General features: G+C 48.7%; 14 protein-coding genes, 1 tRNA gene and 1 pseudogene. 9 read left to right on the top strand and 7 right to left on the bottom strand.

The window, feature by feature from the left end; all coding sequences use genetic code 11:
• Positions 1-262 precede the first annotated feature (262 nt).
• Positions 263-338: transfer RNA gene (locus tag NC856_RS10740), tRNA-Phe, on the top strand.
• A 233-nt stretch (positions 339-571) separates the two neighbouring features.
• Here the strand turns inward: NC856_RS10740 and NC856_RS10735 are convergent.
• Positions 572-1552 carry a tyrosine-type recombinase/integrase gene (locus NC856_RS10735; protein WP_264090430.1) on the bottom strand — a complete coding sequence of 327 codons (981 nt, stop codon included), beginning with the start codon at positions 1550-1552 and terminating at the stop codon, positions 572-574.
• Between the two features lie 41 nt (positions 1553-1593).
• Positions 1594-3051 (bottom strand): helicase/relaxase domain-containing protein, encoded by a 1458-nt coding sequence (locus tag NC856_RS10730; protein WP_264090429.1) that lies wholly within the window; start codon positions 3049-3051, stop codon positions 1594-1596.
• Positions 3052-3244: 193 nt separating this feature from the next.
• Here NC856_RS10730 and NC856_RS10725 point away from each other — a divergent pair, with 193 nt between their 5' ends.
• From NC856_RS10725 to NC856_RS10700, 6 genes are all read left to right on the top strand, one after another.
• Positions 3245-3820: a hypothetical protein gene (locus NC856_RS10725; protein WP_264090428.1), complete on the top strand. Its 576-nt coding sequence runs from the start codon at positions 3245-3247 to the stop codon at positions 3818-3820.
• 149 nt (positions 3821-3969) lie between these two features.
• Entirely contained in the window at positions 3970-4965 is a 996-nt protein-coding gene (locus NC856_RS10720; RefSeq protein ID WP_264090427.1) for a hypothetical protein, read from the top strand.
• A gap of 151 nt (positions 4966-5116) precedes the next feature.
• Positions 5117-6316, top strand: a complete 1200-nt coding sequence (locus tag NC856_RS10715; protein WP_264090426.1) for a conjugal transfer protein TraF — start codon at positions 5117-5119, stop codon at positions 6314-6316.
• 123 nt (positions 6317-6439) lie between these two features.
• Entirely contained in the window at positions 6440-7138 is a 699-nt protein-coding gene (locus NC856_RS10710) for a DUF2786 domain-containing protein (protein ID WP_264090425.1), read from the top strand.
• Between the two features lie 85 nt (positions 7139-7223).
• Entirely contained in the window at positions 7224-7952 is a 729-nt protein-coding gene (locus tag NC856_RS10705; protein ID WP_264090424.1) for a hypothetical protein, read from the top strand.
• Between the two features lie 415 nt (positions 7953-8367).
• Complete coding sequence (locus tag NC856_RS10700; RefSeq protein WP_264090423.1) at positions 8368-9216, top strand: hypothetical protein; 849 nt, start codon at positions 8368-8370, stop codon at positions 9214-9216.
• Between the two features lie 878 nt (positions 9217-10094).
• Here the strand turns inward: NC856_RS10700 and tnpA are convergent.
• Positions 10095-10553 (bottom strand): annotated as a pseudogene (gene tnpA / locus NC856_RS10695) (IS200/IS605 family transposase).
• A gap of 190 nt (positions 10554-10743) precedes the next feature.
• A complete protein-coding gene (locus NC856_RS10690) occupies positions 10744-11715 on the bottom strand; it encodes a hypothetical protein (protein WP_264090422.1) in 972 nt (323 codons plus the stop codon).
• 125 nt (positions 11716-11840) lie between these two features.
• On the opposite strand from NC856_RS10690, the gene NC856_RS10685 reads away from it, so the two are divergent.
• Positions 11841-12659, top strand: a complete 819-nt coding sequence (locus NC856_RS10685; protein ID WP_264090421.1) for a hypothetical protein — start codon at positions 11841-11843, stop codon at positions 12657-12659.
• On the top strand, positions 12659-13447 hold the full coding sequence (locus NC856_RS10680; RefSeq protein WP_264090420.1) for a site-specific integrase: 789 nt from the start codon (positions 12659-12661) through the stop codon (positions 13445-13447). The genes NC856_RS10685 and NC856_RS10680 overlap by 1 nt, the downstream gene beginning before the upstream one ends.
• Before the next feature lie 102 nt (positions 13448-13549).
• Here NC856_RS10680 and NC856_RS10675 read toward each other — a convergent pair whose 3' ends face one another.
• From NC856_RS10675 to NC856_RS10665, 3 genes are all read right to left on the bottom strand, one after another.
• Positions 13550-14470, bottom strand: coding sequence for a hypothetical protein (locus tag NC856_RS10675; protein WP_264090419.1), 921 nt, complete (start codon positions 14468-14470; stop codon positions 13550-13552).
• Between the two features lie 70 nt (positions 14471-14540).
• Positions 14541-15428, bottom strand: a complete 888-nt coding sequence (locus tag NC856_RS10670) for a hypothetical protein (protein WP_264090418.1) — start codon at positions 15426-15428, stop codon at positions 14541-14543.
• 73 nt (positions 15429-15501) lie between these two features.
• On the bottom strand, positions 15502-17439 hold the full coding sequence (locus NC856_RS10665) for an ArdC-like ssDNA-binding domain-containing protein (protein ID WP_264090417.1): 1938 nt from the start codon (positions 17437-17439) through the stop codon (positions 15502-15504).
• Positions 17440-17481: the final 42 nt, after the last annotated feature.

The raw sequence follows: 17481 nt of genomic DNA, 5'->3' as shown, positions 1-17481 counted from the left end.
CAAGCGAACGGAAAGTGAAAAACCGCGCAATATTGGCATTATTTTTCATCAAATTCAAGAAACGGCAGCCCACCTTTTTTCAGTGAAGTATGGAGCAGCCTCAAGGTCGCGGCACAAATAAAATAATGCGCATCCTGATAAGCAAAAAAGAGAAGAGAAACAACGAAAGAACCTCATTTTGCCTGAAAATAGAGCAAGCACGCGGCTTTGTGACAGAAACCCGTTGACGACGCGCACCCAATACGGTTTAATGCGCCCCGTTGCCCGGATAGCTCAGTCGGTAGAGCAGAGGATTGAAAATCCTCGTGTCCTTGGTTCGATTCCGAGTCCGGGCACCACTTCTTCAGAGCCTGTTCGTTAAGAGATGAGATCCTTAACGGGCATGAAAAAAGTACCCGAGTCGTCTTCATGTAGATGGTTGGAGCATTTACATCGTGGATTGAACATACGGGACTTAAGAACCAGAGGCATTTTCCAGATGCCTCTGGTTTCTCTCGTCTTTCCGAAATGAATTTTTACAGTGCCACGTCGGTTGTGTCAATCTTGTGTAAAGAAAATTACGAGATTTTCATCATAAACCAGTAAAACGCACACCCTTACTGCCAAACTCTTGCTCCAGTGCATTCCTGACAATATCCATGTTCCCTTCCACGTATTCCAACGTCACGCTAACATTCGAGTGTCCCAAGAGCGTCTGAACAATTTTGAGGTTACGATCCGGTGATTTCATCATCTCGGTTGCGATCGTATGCCTGAATCTGTGTGGGCTTATCGTGCAACGACATTCCACAGACAGTCGACGAAAAAAAGCCCGCATTGGTGGAGGATCCATGTTTTTGGATATTTTGGATACATTGCTTTTCCGCCCTTTAAACAGGTGAACATTGAAAAGCTGATCCCCCATGTTCGCATCCTGATTAAGAGCGGCATTATAAAGTCGCTCCAGACGTGGTCTTAGCGGTGTTGTAATGGGAACAATATGCTCCTTATGATTTTTAGACGCTTCTGGCCGCAGGTTTATCCAGCCCTCGTCCAGATTGACGTCCTCCAGACGGATGTGTAGCAGCTGGTTTTGCCTCATGCCCGTATAGCGCAGCGTATCGATGACAGTCAGCCAGAACCAGGCTGGGCGTAGCGCACTTCGGAAATCACAATCCTCTAACTCTTTTTCTTCTCTGGCTTCCATCACCAAATAGATTTTTCTGATCTGTTCTTCTGATAGCGTTTTTTTACGCTTAACATCAGGCCTGGCTACCACACTGTTAAAGGGATTCTCTTTCATTTGTACAAAATCATATTTCATCGCGTGATTAAAAATGGCACGCATATGAGCTACGCGGTTATTCCATGTGATAGTAGAGAGCTGGCGCTCATTCAACAAATGCCTGCGCCAACTAAGTACAATGTGGCGATCTACATCAGCCGGCAGGACTTTCTCTCCCGTAAATCGTAAAAAAAGATTCAGGACTTTCCTGTAGCTTATTTCGGTTGCAGGTCGTAAAGGCTTACTAAAAAAGTAATCCTGAATGATATCTTCATAGGTTACAGTCATTATCTTATTTCCTTATAAAAACTAATTTAAAATTAAAAAACTCACTTATTGGGCGATAGCCAGCTACTATCTGGCGGACATGCCCCCTTATCAAAAATCAATTCAGATGCAATCATATACCCCGACATTTTTGTATAACGACCCTCTTTATTTTCATTTTCATATTTTCGATAAATATAAATTCCCTTTCCGCTTCGAGAATAATGTCGATTAAGGCTTTCAAAATTCTTTTGAAGCGTATCCTTATCGATAGAAGAATCATTACAGATAGAAACAAAACGATAAAAACAGTCTGGCGTTTGCAGGAAAACATACTGGCTCATAATATGAACCAGACTATCCGAGTTATTTATCGTCAATGAACCATCCCTGACAGCATTCACCAGCCACTCCCAAAATAGTTCCTCCTGAGGGACTGGTTTTTCTTCTACTTCATTCGTTTCATTTGATGAAGTGATACTGACATCTGTAGTCGACGTAACTGGTACCGTTGCAGTTAATTGTTGGTCAAGAACACTCAGTAAATCGACAGTAGCTGGGGAGTGAATCTGTGATTCATCAGTCCCTAATGAACTGTCGGATAAATCATCCTGATCGATTGCAGATACCAGCGCAGAAGCAACAGGTTGTGCTTTCTCTAATTGATTATCATTATAATTATTATCATGTGAATCAATGGGTGGTGAAGTCGGTGTTACAGTACTCTGCTCCACGTGTATTACAGGAGGATTTTGTTCTATAGTAACAGTAGAAATCGCCAGTTCAGCAGCGACCGGGAGCGTAATATCATTCGTATTGATGCCGCACTTTCCCCTGGCGTTTAGCACAATCGCATTCAATATACCTGCTTCAGTTTTTCTTCCAGACAAATAGACCAGAAGTAAATCCAGAATATGGGGCCAGCGAGCCAGCCATGTTATGCCTGAAGAAGGTATCAGTCGTAACGCAACCGCCGCACTTCTGGCATAAGCATCGCACGGATTCGCCTCAAATCTGACCCGCCATGGAGCGTCAGGAACAGACAGACCAGGGATCCACGTTCCGTTTTGCACAACAACCTTCAACCCCGATAATCGCTCCATGTTATGCAGCAACGCAGCCCAAAAAATCGCTGAGGCCCAGGCTGAACTTTGCGCTGCCTGCTCTTCTGGTTGCGCACCAGGAGGAAGCATATATCCCCTGGAAAGCCTGACTGCGCATACAGAAACGTCCAGGGCCATGTCCAAAAACCCCCCCGTACGACAGTATTTCTCCTCGTTGTCGAGGGGTAATTGCTGAACCGTAACCGCCAGAGATTTCACCATTTGGAGCCAGTAAACATCCCACACTTCCTGAGAAAACGGACTGTTATCCCACAGTTGCTGGAGTACACGTTTCCTTTCTGGGGTAGACAATAGCTCATCCGCGTTTTGTGGATTAAACCACCCGTCCACCTGTTGAAGTGGTATCGGCTTAGTTTCCGGGCCATGACCCGCCTTACTTCTGAGCCACTTTAACATGCAAGACCTTATGTTTAATCGGGGGGGAAAGTGGCATTACGCTATGTTTTATCCCTCACTACACAAGCGAAAAGTGTATATAGAACAACATCCATTAAGACCTTGAAGTTTTCTTTTTACTTCTCGTGAAGAATTCCGTAATGCAACAACGAGCCTAACGTGCCTGAATACGGACCTTTTAGAAGGAGAAGTCATGAGAAATAAACTTATCATTTCAGGAATTCTCGGATGTTGGGGCATAGCATGCGAATTGGTTACTATAGCCATGACAGATCTGACAGAAAGACCGCATTCGCTGGTCGTAGTGGCTCTGTTTCTCCCCTTGTTCTTTTCCCCGTTACTCCTTCGACCAATCTCAATCATCATCAGTAGTTTAAAAACACAAGCATTTCAATGTAATAAGAGACAGATCCGTTATCACATTCATCTGAATCCCTGGGCAAAAACAGGCGGATTAACAATGCATCGCCTCGATTTCTACTGGTCAGGGTTGATGACGATCACATCAACGACTTTGGAAAAAGAGAACGCCATCGTAGTGATGTCCTCCCACTTACTGAATTCATGGAGGGTAGCCCGACTGCGTCAACGTTTCCCCGGGCCGGACTATCACTTCCATGTCATTCGGAGAACGGTCGGAGTAACTGAAGCAATCGGACTGCAAATAGAGGTCTTTCTGAAAGAATGGCGCTGGTTTTATCCGGCAACAACAGGATCCATTGTGGTTATCAAAAGGAAAAAGAATTTTCAGCAGGCAGAAAACAATTAACGCTTCACGCAGGATTCCCATGTATTCAAAATCAATACATAAACGTAGTCGATCTGAATGATCGAAATTACTCGTTATACATACGTCAGGTGAAATATTAGTCTGGATACAGAGGCCAGAACAGAGCCTGAATGGACAGGAAAGGTAAAATGAAGATCGCAAATAGTACATTCACGTCAATTATGGCCGGTATGTTAATCAACGTGGATGCAGGCATGTTACGTGAAGAAGCGGAAAGCAGTAAAGGACTCCCTCTTCAGCCAACATCCATCCGTTACCGTCCTAAAGTTAAAGCGGTGCTGGACGTGCTTTCTGAGCGTATGGGAATTACCTCATCTGAGGTGACCAATATTATGCTCGACGGGTTGTTTCGCTCCACTTTTTTTCCTCTGGAAAACCGTGCTGCAAGCGTCTATGAACGATTTCAATTACTAATGGATGCCCATGGGTTAGGGGTAACCGATATTGCAGCCTTGCTGGTCCCCTGGAATGTGAAACTTAGCATTCTGGAAAGCCGTGAAAGAACAATGGACTATCTAACCAGCGATTTACTAACCACAGTAGCGCAATGGTTCCGGGTATCGCCAGAATGGTTAACGGGTGAATCACGGTTCATCGTCCCAAGTGCCAGTTATAGTTGGTATGAGCAAGTGGAGCCAGAAGCGATATGTCGCCATTTCATCACAGGCTGTGCGCCAGCAGTTCCACTGACTAACGGATTATGTCTGGAAGCAGAAAACAGTGAGGAATACAGAGATAAATCTCGCACTAACGAGGTGATATTCTGGCACACAGAAGAAGTATCGTATCCACGTAAATGCGGGATTATAATAAAAGAACGGCGAAACATTAATGGCGTTAAATTTGATTCTGTATTTGCTTCATACTTCTATTACGTAGATGACGTAAGCAAGAAAAATATCGCCAAATTAATTAATTACTGTGAGTGCGCCAGTGAATATAACACACTGACATGGAAGGCAGTTTTACTTCCTAAGCAACATGCGTTCTTTCTATCTACGGGGGAACTACTTCCTATTATGCTGCTAAAGACTATAGAGGAAAGTCCCCTCTGGGATGTGTCAGAGTTTCTCTCTGAAGAAAACAAGATAAACAACTCGCTACTGTCAAATAAAACAAAGTAACACTAATCAATCATCTTTGTATTTTATGGTGCGCCAGCATCAGGGGAGCTTTTTGTCAAAAAATTCAGAAGTGAATATTGCGCCAGTACCAGGGAATACCAAGAAAACATAATCATAAATATTTATTTAACATCCATATAGGAAATAAATAATGAAACATTCATTAATCAAACGCAGTTTTATTATTGCAGGTATCAACGTCGTTGCCGCTTCCGCTAATGCGGCTGGCACATGGACGGAAGCCCGTAATGATGCGATGGGAGGAACAGGTGTCGCTTCATCACACTACAGCGCAGCTGCGCTGGTTAACCCTGCGTTGCTGACAAAATTCGATAAGTCGGATGATTTTAGCCTGATCTTGCCTGCGGTTGGCGCCCAGGTTTCGGATCCGGATAACCTGGAAGATGGTGTCGATCGCATCGATACCGACTGGAAATCGTTTGAGCGTACGGTTACAGGCGGTGACGCCAGTCTGGCGGCAGCAACCTTACGCTCATCTTTACAGGACCTTTCTGGCAGTCATGCGCGAGCCTGGGCTGGGGCGTCCACAGCCGCCACTGTGCCCAACAGCGTTCTGCCGTTTGCCGTCGTGGCAAAAGGCTGGGGAACGGCGACAGTAAAAACCAACGTGACTGACAGTGACCTTCAGTGGCTGGATGCGGTATCGAACGGCACGGCTGACGGCTCTGACCGGAGTTCCCTGACGTCATCTGCAAATGGTCGAGCGGCTGTTGTCGCAGATGTAGGCGTAGCGATGGCGCGTGAGTTCAATGTTGGCGGATTCGAATTCTCTGCTGGCATCACGCCAAAGGTACAGCGCGTGTACACGTTCAATTACAACGTTGCCATTAATAACTACGACAGATCGGATTTCCGCGGCAGTGACTACCGTAACGATAAAACGGGCGCCAACGTAGATGTCGGTTTCTCAACCAACCTTAACGATAACTGGATTGTGGGCCTTGTCGGCCAGAACCTGGTTGCACGCAGTATCGATACGAAAGAAGTCAACGGCGTCAAAGACACGTTTAAAATTAAGCCTCAGGCGACACTGGGAACCGCATACAGCAACAGTTTCTTTACCGCCGCGCTTGATGTTGACCTGACGCCGGCGAGCCGTTTTAACTCTGACAAAGATAGTCAATACGTCAGCGTAGGTGGCGAGCTTAATGCCTGGAAATGGGCGCAACTGCGTGCAGGGTATCGTGCCGATATTCACGACAGTGGCAATAATGTCTTTACTGCCGGCATAGGGTTGTCCCCATTCGATGTTGTACACCTGGATATTACCGGAATGGCAGGAACGGACAGAACGTATGGCGCCGTTGCTCAACTGGCGTTCACGTTTTGATTGATGAGTAAAGGGGCTAATCAATAGCCCCTCCTGTAAATCTCAGAAGATACGAGAATAACTGACCGCCTGTAACTGAGAGTTGCAACGTTTTAGATTATTAAAAAAACAAAGGTAAATAGTATGAATGAAGAAGAAAAAGAGAAATACATGGAGAAAATTCAAAAACTCTTCCATTTAGCAAAACGCAGTACGAATGAGCATGAAGCGGCTAATGCTATCAACCAGGCTCAGAATTTAATGCGTAAATTTGGCCTGAGCGAGTTGGACATCGATCTGAAGTCGATTAAAGAGTTTCAGAGTGAGCATTGTCCGTCAGATGCAACCAAACTCCCAGAATATGTGGTCAGTCTGGCCAACATGCTTTGTTATGCATTCGGTGTGCGTTGTTATTACACATGGACGCGGAACCATCGACGTTCTGTTGCATTCTACGGTCCGACAGAACGGCCGCAAATTGCAGCATACGGATTCGATGTATTGAGTGTCCAGCTAGTTAAGGCCCGTAGCGAGTTTATTGCTTCACAAAATAAACGCATCAAACGCAGTACTAAAACCAATCGTGCAGATCAATTTTGTGCAGGTTGGGTGAGCGGTGCCCGGAATGCCATCAGCCGATTTGCTGTTGAACCAGAAGAGCAACAGCTAATGTTGCTGTATTACAAGCAGATATCCGAGGAATTTAGCAAACTGGAAAGCCGTGAAGCGAAAAGTTGTCGTGGGGATGAAGATGCATATTCGGCCGGGTACTATTCGGGGAAAGAAGCCAGATTGCATCAGGCTGTGAATGGTGTATCCCAGGTTCAGATTGGAAAAGCATAAACAAAGGGATAATGCATAGTAGATCACCTTTTCCTGATTTTGACACCGGATTAACCAAGGCAGATGGTATAAAAGGCTATAATCAATGAGAAATAAAAAAGGAGTGAAGGTTAAGCAGCAATTACGGCCATTTTTCCCCTATTATGGTTCTAAATGGAATATGGCACGTTACTATCTTGAACCGAAGCACAATATTGTAATTGAACCATTTGCTGGTTCTGCTGGATATTCAACTTATTATGCATGTGATAAGGTTCATCTCGTTGATTTAGATCCTGTTATTACAGGAGTATGGTCTTATTTAATTAAAGCAAAACCATCTGAAATTATGGCATTGCCCGAGTTACCGGAAGTTGGCGATTCAGTTGATGATTTCAATCTCTGTGAGGAACAAAAATGGTTAATCGGTTTTTGGTTAAACAGAGGAAGCGCTGTTCCTAAAAAATCCAGAACCGCATATTCTGCACGTAACGATAGAGCTCAACTAAACTGGGGGCCTAAGGCTAAAGAACGTATCGCTTCACAGTTGTTTGCCATCGAAAACTGGAAGGTTTCTAATTGTTCTTATCATGAACTAAACAATACTTCTGCTACCTGGTTCATCGACCCTCCTTATGTAGACAAAGGGAAGTATTATAGGAAAAAAATTAGCGATTATGAGCACTTGGCAAATTGGTGTTTGACTCGTGAAGGGTCAATAATCGTATGTGAAGGTAATGAAGCCGATTGGCTACCATTTGAGCCAATGGGAAGTTTCAAAACATCTCTTGGGCGCGCTAAAGAAATGGTGTTTAAAAAGACAGAGAGTGACTGATGTACATGTCAAAATTGAAGAGTTTTTTCCGGAGTGTTAGAAATTCTGTGTCATTCCAGTGATATATCCAAAAAAGGAATGATGTTAGGGTTAGGGATCAGGGTACTCACAGGCATGCTCCGGGTTCAGGGCTGATGAACGGAGTGTAACCGGAACAAAAAAATACACAATACACAAAATACACTTGATACATACAATACAGATAATACATTCAATACATATCGTACAATCCGTACATACAATACCGGTAATACAGAGAATACGGGCGCGGGGGCATTTTTTGCCGGCAGATCCGAAAAAAGGCAAAGCCGGAAAAGAGGTAACGTGGCTACAAAAAAATTCCGCTTCTGCGTTACCGACATTTCCTGCACATCGGGACATAATGCTGCTGACAGCCAACTTCTGAGGAAATGACATGAAATACTTCTGCACCGGTACTGCCGCTGACGTACTCGATACGCTGAAAGCGTACCGCGACGACCTGCGGGAACCCCCGCTGCGCCAGCCACACTGGCCCCTGCTGGATAGGCTCATATCCCGCGAAACGGAAATGACATCGGTGTGGGAAAATATTGCGCGGCAGGGGCTTACCTGGGAGCAATGTCATACGCTGCTGGAGCAGATTTTCTTTGCGGGAGCCTACGGCACGCCGGAGCGGAATACCCGCCTGAAAGATGACCACAGAAGACTGGTTGACTTGAATGTGAGCATTGCCGTTAAGGCAACTGAACTCGCCACGATGCTGACGGAGCGGGAAGACATTCTCAACCGCAACGCGTTTTCAGTTGAACGCACGACCCATATCGTCGACCTAATTGACGCGGCCTCAGAGCAGAATGGGCACTATTGCTCTTTTCTGCGTGAGCCGCTTGATGGCCTACGCGACCAGTATGACAGTAAATACTGGCCTTCGCTGCAGCAGCTCCTTCAGGTGGCAGCGCTCGAAACACCAGAGGCAGAGTTTTTGCACCGGAGCGAAAAAGCGATCGCGGCCGGTAGGGGGGAAGCCGTACCGGACTTCCTGCGCAAGCTGTTTGACTGCATCGAAACGGCCAGGAACAGCCACTGGAGGCTGCCAGCCGGCTTCACCCTTTCCGACGCCAGTCTGGCGACGCTGGCCACGGTTTCACTCGATCTCGATGAGGTTGTCACTGCGGACAGGGTTAAAACCTTGCGTCACAGACTGAATAAAGATAGCTATCCAGGGGCATGGGCGACACCCAAGAAGGCATCCCTGGCGACGGTGAGCCGCAAACAGAGATGAACAGAGCCAACGGAATTCTTCAACTCTACCGTGAAAAGATGGTCCAGAATACCGTATTTGTAATCACGTTCGTATCGTTTGGTTAGTGGCGTTTTTATAACTTTTCTAATTCGGTAACCCCCCAATTCTGCCGAAAAAAAAGCCGCCCCGAAGGACGGCTATAAACTTTGCAGTTTTGCCCACACAGACTTTCATCTGCGCAGGCTCCGGCACCATTAAAGGAACCAGTTGATGAATTGCAGTATTGCTGCAACTAAGTTAAGTATTGCTATTAGAAGCTCTAACATAACCCGCACCTCCATCTCTGTGGCGCGTAGGTTACTAGGCAGTCCCCTTACCACTAATCCGCCCATCCGGCTATGCCATTCACTTCGCTAAAAGAAGAATTTCACCACGCTGCCGCCCAGGCTTCCGGATGCGAAACCGGAAGAGGGCTATACCTTCCCTGCCTGCTTGCCGACAGAAAAGGTACTGTTTATTACCAAATTCAGTTTTGAAGAGATTGATCTGGCTTCGTTCAGGAGCGGTTTCACGAGTTTTACTTCTTCAGCCGCGCCATTATAAAGGGTAACGACCGTTTATTGAATACGTGTTTGATCATATGGCTCATTCGACGTATAATTAACGCGCTAAAAGAAGAATTTCACCACGCTGTACGCCCGATGCCCGCGAAGCATCATGGCGACAGAGCAAAAAGCCCGCCCATGTGCGGGCTTTTTGCTTTCTCAGGTCTCTGCATTTGGGGCGAGGGACTTTGGATCCGCTGCAAATAAGTATCCCCCGGCATAGCCGGGGGTTTTTCAGATGCGCCTATAAGGCTCTCTTACCAGCCGCGCCCTAACAGGCGCATCGCGATCTGACATTTGCATCCTAATTCGTTACTTACGGCCCGTAAACGGGCTACCCGGATACGGTATCGACAGTTGCTCTCCCAACTTGTCCTGCTCCAACTGATGCTTTATATACTCCTGTATCTTCGATGTATTTTTTCCTACCGTGTCCACATAATACCCTCGGCACCAGAATTCACGATTTCGGTATTTGAACTTCAAATCCCCAAACTATTCGTAAAGCATCAGGCTACTTTTTCCCTTCAGGTATCCCATAAAACCCGATACGCTCATTTTAGGCGGGATCTCTAGAAGCATATGGATATGATCAACACAACACTCCGCTTCAAGGATGTTCACTTTTTTCCATTCACATAGCTTTCTCAATATGCTACCTATCGCCCTGCGTTTTTCTCCATAGAACACCTGCCTGCGGTATTTCGGCGCAAATACTATGTGATATTTACAGTTCCATCGGGTGTGCGCTAAGCTCTTTTCGTCCCCCATTGGGACCCCCTTTTGATTTCTTGTTTGACTCTTGCAGTTGCCAGACCGCAAGGTGTTTTAACAAATCAAAAGGGGGTTTTAATAACTGGCCCAAAGCTGAAAGCTTTACGGAACCCCCAGCCTAGCTGGGGGTTTTCTGTGCACAATAAAAAGGCTCCCGTAGCGGGAGCCTGGATGATCCGTGACAGGATTATTGGCCCATCTGGTTTTCGATGGCCGCAATCAATTTTTGTGCCACGATCGGCAGCGGGACCGGATTCTCGCTTTCCGGTATCCCGTTGGAGTACAGATGCAGCTCGCAGACTCCGTCAGTAAAACAAAAACCCATGTCCCACTCGTCATTGTCCGAGATCACCACTTTGCGATACGGCGGATCAGGATTAAACAGCCGACGCTCCAGGTGCGGAAAACGAAACGCGGAGCCTGGAGAACGAACGCCCTGCCTGAGGCTGATGTGTACTTTCCAGCACTCGTCGGCATAGCCCTTCGGGCTGTAAATGGTGACGATGACTTTTTCCCCTTTCTCGCTGATCTCCGTGTCGGGCAGCAGGGCGGGACGTTTCATCTCTGCACGGATCTCATTAATGTGGCGGTAGAAGCGGTCATATCCTTCCTGGCTCAGGGACGGAAACAACCGGGCATGCGCGTCGCCGATCGTCCCCGCATCACGGCTGGCCAGCTCGGCAAACATGGCAAACGCCAGCGACGTCGTTCGCGGTACTCGCGTACATCCACCGAGCGTCTGACGGGCTCGCAGACGCAGGTAAGGAGCGTTATTGAGCAGCAGGGTTCTCAGCCCCTCTTCATCCCTGATCCCCAGCAATTGCAGGAATTCGTGGTTATGACGGGTAATATGAAAATCATCAACTCGCTCTGTCATGAGAGGCACGCCAATAAAGTCAGCGATCTCGGCATCAAAGGTTTTGACCAGTGAATTATGTAACCCGAAATTCCGCACATGGTCGCTGAACCACATCTCGATAAATTCACGCAGCAGTGTGGCCTTCGGCTTGCCGTAGGACGTCGCCAGCTCACTGATGGTATGGTCCAGTGACTTCTTGATGCCCCGTATCGTATAGACTGTGGTCTCATCATCGTCATTAGGCGGGTTAGCCACTGCATTGTTCATGTTCATTTCCTTTTGCTTTTTCGCATTAATCATTACTGTGTAGTCATTAATGATACGACATAGTAGTCAATAAACAACCATAGCAGTCAATTATTAAAATCGTCTTCATTTGATTGTTTATTGTTCTCTGTGGTTATGCAGATCCGAATTCTGGTATTATGGGAAGCATGAAAGACTCGATGCTGGATATTGAAGCGGAACGATTTGATGAATGGCTCGCGGAAAATTACCCGGATGTTGTAGCTGACTCTGAAGAATGGGAGCAGGCCGCGAACCTGTATTACTGGGAGCAGGAGACGCTTGCCGATCAGGCTCAGTGGGATCATGAACACGGGCTGTTTGTGGCTTCCCTGAACAATATTCATCAGCGTTACCGGCATGCAAAACAGGAGCTGAGGAAGCTATATGCCCTGCTCGAAACAGAGCAGCCTCAACTGGTGTACAGGATGTCTTTCGTCCATGCCGTTACGGTCATGGAGGCGTACCTGATGTACTGCGCCAGGGCACTGCTTGAGCATGACTGGCCTCTCAAACGCTTCAGGGATGCGTATTACATGAAGTCTGAACGCATTAAAAATCCAGAAAAGCATGCTGCCCGTGAGATGGCGCTTTCCCTGTTCCGGCCTGCGGCGCGAAACTTCGTTTCCCGAATGACATTTCATAACGTTAAAACCATTGAGCGCTATTTCGGGATCGTGCTCCACATCCCGCCCATCTGGCCGATTAAGCCGTTGGGCATCATCGCAGACTGGCGAAACGATCTGGTACACCGCAACGGCGTGGATGAACATGATGAGCCACGAGTGATATCAGCACAGCAGTTGCAGAATGCCCTGCAGAAAGTGTATGACCTGATAGAGGCTGCAGACCTGTCCCTGCGCCTGGAAGTGGACTATTTCGGTAACTGGCGTAATGAGGAAAACCGGGAAATCCTCGCGTCAGCACTGCGCATATCTCCAGGCGGAGAGTCATCCTGATGACCGGACTCGTTACCCTGGGGCCGCAGCCAGGAACTGCAGATCAGTTGCCTGTGTCCATCGACTATCCGGCCGCGCTGGCGCTGCGCCAGATGGCGCTGGTGAAGGACAAACTGCCGAAATACCTGCTGGCGCCGGAGGTGAGCGCCCTGCTCCACTACGTGCCTGATCTTCACCGCAAGATGCTTCTTGCGACACTCTGGAACACGGGCGCGCGCATTAACGAAGCCCTGGCGCTGACCCGGAGTGATTTTTCCCTGGCGCCGCCCTACCCGTTCGTACAGCTGGCCACCCTCAAGCAGCGAACGGAGAAAGCGGCCAGAACGGCCGGCCGTGCGCCTGCCGGCAGCCAGGCTCACCGGCTGGTACCGCTTTCCGATGCGAACTATGTCAGCCAACTGGAGATGATGGTGGCCACGCTGAAAATACCGCAGGAGAGACGCAACAAGCATACTGGCAGAACCGAGAAGGCGCGCATCTGGGAGATCACCGACCGGACGGTCCGGACGTGGCTGAATGAAGCAGTGGAAGCCGCCGTGGCCGATGGGGTGACCTTCTCTGTGCCAGTAACACCACATACGTTTCGCCACTCTTACGCTATGCACATGCTGTATGCCGGTATACCGCTTAAGGTACTGCAGAGTTTAATGGGGCATAAGTCGATCAGCTCGACGGAGGTCTATACGAAAGTGTTTGCGCTCGATGTAGCAGCCCGGCACCGGGTGCAGTTTCAGATGCCCGGTACGGATGCTGTGGCCATGCTGAAAGGGAATAGGCCGGTAGGATAGTGTTATCCCTGAGAAACCAGAAAAATACGAACTAAAAATCCATAAAAAAATACCGATCACCTTAAGTGACCGGTATTGACCTGTTACGGTACTTTCTATTTTTTAAGCAGCCAGTTTTTGAACCAATGCAGCCGGTTGACTAGTTGCATTACTCAACAAAACAACGTGTTCTAACTCTTCCCGAATCCACTCTATTGCGTCATTAACAACTTCACAATAATCCGATGCATTAGGGTGTTCCGGTTCGTTAACCTCTGCGTCTCCCGTAAAACTGCTCATCACGGCGCCATTACGATAGTGAACGTCGGCGCGGAAGATGGCCGGCACGTTAATTCCTGCCGCCACCCCATCGATATATTGCGTCAGGAATTCTGAATCAAACTCCATGACGTCAATTTCATCAATAGGTTGCGGAGACATGTGTAAACGTATCTCTCCAGTCTGTCCTCGCCAACGGCGAATCTGGCGCTCCTCAAATGTGCAGTTGCTGACAAACTGCGTCAGCGTTTCAACACATTGATGGGAAACATCTCGCAGCGACCGCTCCAGGTAATCCATAAAGCGGAACCAGAAGCGTTCGCTCTGCCGAAACTGCGCAAGCGTAATGTATTCCTCTGGCGCGTTATCGTTCTGCCCGGAGGCCTCCCGGAACATCTCTTCATCCAGTTCATAGAGTGGTATAATGTCAGCACGTAGCAGCTGGTCGGTACGACCGCTGATTTGTGGATGCACACGAGGAAGATGCATATAGCCATCATCCACTTCATTGGCCAGCCAGTTAGTGGCGTTTATCCACATCGCCAACACTTTCCGGCTGCGTTCACGTTTAACCTCGTCAGTATCTAGCCGCTCCAGCATGGTCTCCATGACGGCCGTAAGCGGTTCTGCTTCAAATAGCGTGCGACTGTTAACGTAGGTATGGCCTACGCCCTCATCCAACTGCCAGCAGATGTCGTCATAATCCGGCGCGTAGCCTAACGTTCGCTGATAAGCTTGCTGAATGTATTCATGAATAATGCACATCGTATACTCCTGTCAAAATAGTGATGGCAGGAGGCCCGCAGGGGCGTTCCCCCTGCCGGGTTTGTTAATTTCAGGCTACCAGGCGTAAAGTCGGCGCCGGTGTGTCGTCAAAACGGTGGCGTTCGTCGCGCAGCCAGGCTATTGCCTGCCGCACAACGTCACCATAGTCCATCACTGTCAACCGGTTCACGTTCACCACGTCTTTTCGTCCTGGGAAACGTCCCAGGATGGCGCCGTTGTGATAATGAACTCGAGCTTCTAACGTTATGGGTAATATTTCGCCGCGGCAAATGCGCTTCACGTATCCAACCGGTTCATCGGTATCATCCGCATAATTGAGGTCGTTAGCACTCAGATTCACGGTAATAAATCCGAAATCCGTGTCAAAACGTCGAACAACCTGGGGTTCTACGTCACAACGTCGTTGCAACGTGGCCAACTGCGCCACGCAATGCTCCCCCGTCTGCGCCAGCGAACGGCTCAACCATGACTCAAACCGCTCCCAGTGTCGTATCGTCATCGCAAGTTGCTCGCGGGGAATAACGTCATCCGGATGCCGGTCACCCTGCGCCGTCAACCGGATAAAGTCGTTATCCGACAAATCCAGTAACGCGGACGGGTCACCAGGCAGCAGACAATCCACCCGCCCGCTGCTCTCCGGCGACGTCCGCGGTAATAATCGTGTATTACCGCTTGCCGTGGCCAGCGCATCCAGCCCCAAAATCCACAGGGTCAGAATCCGCTCACTCAGTTGACAACGCGCCCTTAACTGACGATTACCCGGAATATTATCGAGCATAAACTGCATGACCGGTAATAACCGCTGGCCGTGAAACACGATATCCGTGTTTAGGTAGTCCAGCAGATCGTTACTGATATCTGCCTGCCATTCCTCTGGATGGATGAATAGATTCAGCTGTTTCAGGTACACCTGTTGAATAAAACGTTCTGTCAGCATGCTGCTCCTTACTGATAAAGTAAGGGCGCTCCCCCTTCCGGGAGAAACGCCCGGTAGGGGTTAAGTTGTCATATCAGGCGACTTTTTGTTCAGCCAGCCGTTCCTGCTCTCTGGCCCATTTACGTTCCCAACCAAACATCAGCCAGAACGGAGTACGCCAGGTTTTGTGAAATTCCATCCGCAAAGTATCACCGACAATAACCATGGCCGGTATGCCATAGAGGGCAAGCTGCACATACGCCATCATTGCTGCGACGGGATCGATATCGACACAAACTGCCATCATCTGTTTTTGTGGATTGAATCCTGCTTCAAGCATGGCTTGAGCCATCGCGACAACCAGGCCACCTGCACCGCATGCAGGGTCTGAGACAGTAACAAAATCCCGTTCCCCACTACGTAGTGCAGGTAAACCATCAGCCAGTTGCATCTTCGCCATCATGTAAGCAACGGAATACGGCGTAAAATATTGCCCCCGGCACTGATCGCCCAGTTCCAATTCCATGAACACAGAACCGAGAAAATCCGTGGCGCTGAACTCCATCCCCTCAACCAGTGTGTCGAACAGCACCGGGAAACGATGCTGATCGGCTTTCTTATAACTCCTGATTCGTCGCATGTAGTCATCTTCGATTTCCTGAGTGAAATGACACCGGTTATGCAGCGCAGCTGCGGCCATATGAATAAAATCGCTGAATACCGTCCAGCGATTTTCATAGGGTGCAATTTCCCTGAACTGCCGGATAAATGTTGCCCGATGCGGGTTTGACCGTCCCAGGTTGGCCACCCAGGGAAGCGCAGCAAGATTCCCCGGGTCGTCCGGATCATCCCCTTCCCCCTCGTCATTGGCTGCAACACTCTCAAGTGCTGCGGCAGACGGTGGCGGTAACAACAAGGTTTCAAGTTCTGGAGCGTCCTGAAACGCTTCGTTGCCCTCAATGTCGCTGGCGACACGATGAACAGCCAGACTCCCGGGATTCAGTGAAAAACGTGCCAGTGCGTCAGCAACGCTATTCAGTTCGGGCGTGAATAATGCCGACGGCATATCACTCCGTGGCCAGTCGTAAAGTCGCGCCAACGCATTCACAGCGTTACACGGTGATGTGTTGTAACGCAAATGCTGACGAACAACGCTTTCACAGACCAACGTGGTGTCATTCAACGGTTGACCATAATGTTCCGCCATCAGTTGACCGGCATATTGCTGCCAGCGTTGAATATCACTGGACCGCAGCCCTGCCTGCCGTTGCGCCTCAAGCCAGCCCACTGCCTTACCCGCATCCGATGCGGATTTGAACAGTAACCACGGATCTGAACCGAGTTCGCCATTCCACATCGGCTCGCCGGCAAGATGTAATCCTGCCAGGGCAGAGAGAAACGCGCGGCCCACATCAGCGATGAGCGACTCATTCATTTCAGGTAAATCATTCGTCACATCAAAGCGACCAAGTCGAGCCGGATGCCCTGTTGCCCTGATGAGCAACGCAGTCAGGCTGTCCGGATCAGACCCCGGTAACTCAATACGATCGCTTTCTGGCAGATAAACCGCTGGATATTGTGCTCTGAACAGTATCGGAACCTGCGAAGCAGCTTGCCATTCCCCTACCCGTTCAAGACCTGGGATGGGAGACGATAGCCAGGGCCACCCTGCCTGCAACTCCATGGGTAACCCTTCACACTGCTCGATATTAATAATCCGAAACAGCGACAACGTGGGTTTATACCGGACAGCGGTCGTAGGACTGTGTCCCTGCTTTACCTTGCCCCCCATCGAGCGCAGGTCATCACCTGTCAGCCAGCGGTTTGATGTCAGGCCGAACCGTAGCGCGGCTTGCCAGAGCAACAATACATTGATGCCAGTAAACAGGTGCCCGCTAAGTGCGTGAACAGGTATGCCGTGACGAATAATGTCCTGCCGCCACGGTGTCAAACCGTCGTTAACACTCTGCATCAAACGCCCGGTCATTAGCCGGCAAATATCACCGGCATCCTGTAACGTGAAAGTTTTCATGACAGTCTCCATAATCAAAAAAAGGAGGACTGCCCCCAAGGG

The sequence above is a fragment of the Brenneria izbisi genome (genome assembly GCF_025840185.1).
Classification (GTDB): Bacteria; Pseudomonadota; Gammaproteobacteria; order Enterobacterales; family Enterobacteriaceae; genus Brenneria; species Brenneria izbisi.
Note: the sequence above shows the minus strand (reverse complement) of the source record. Positions and strands in the feature narration are given on the sequence as shown.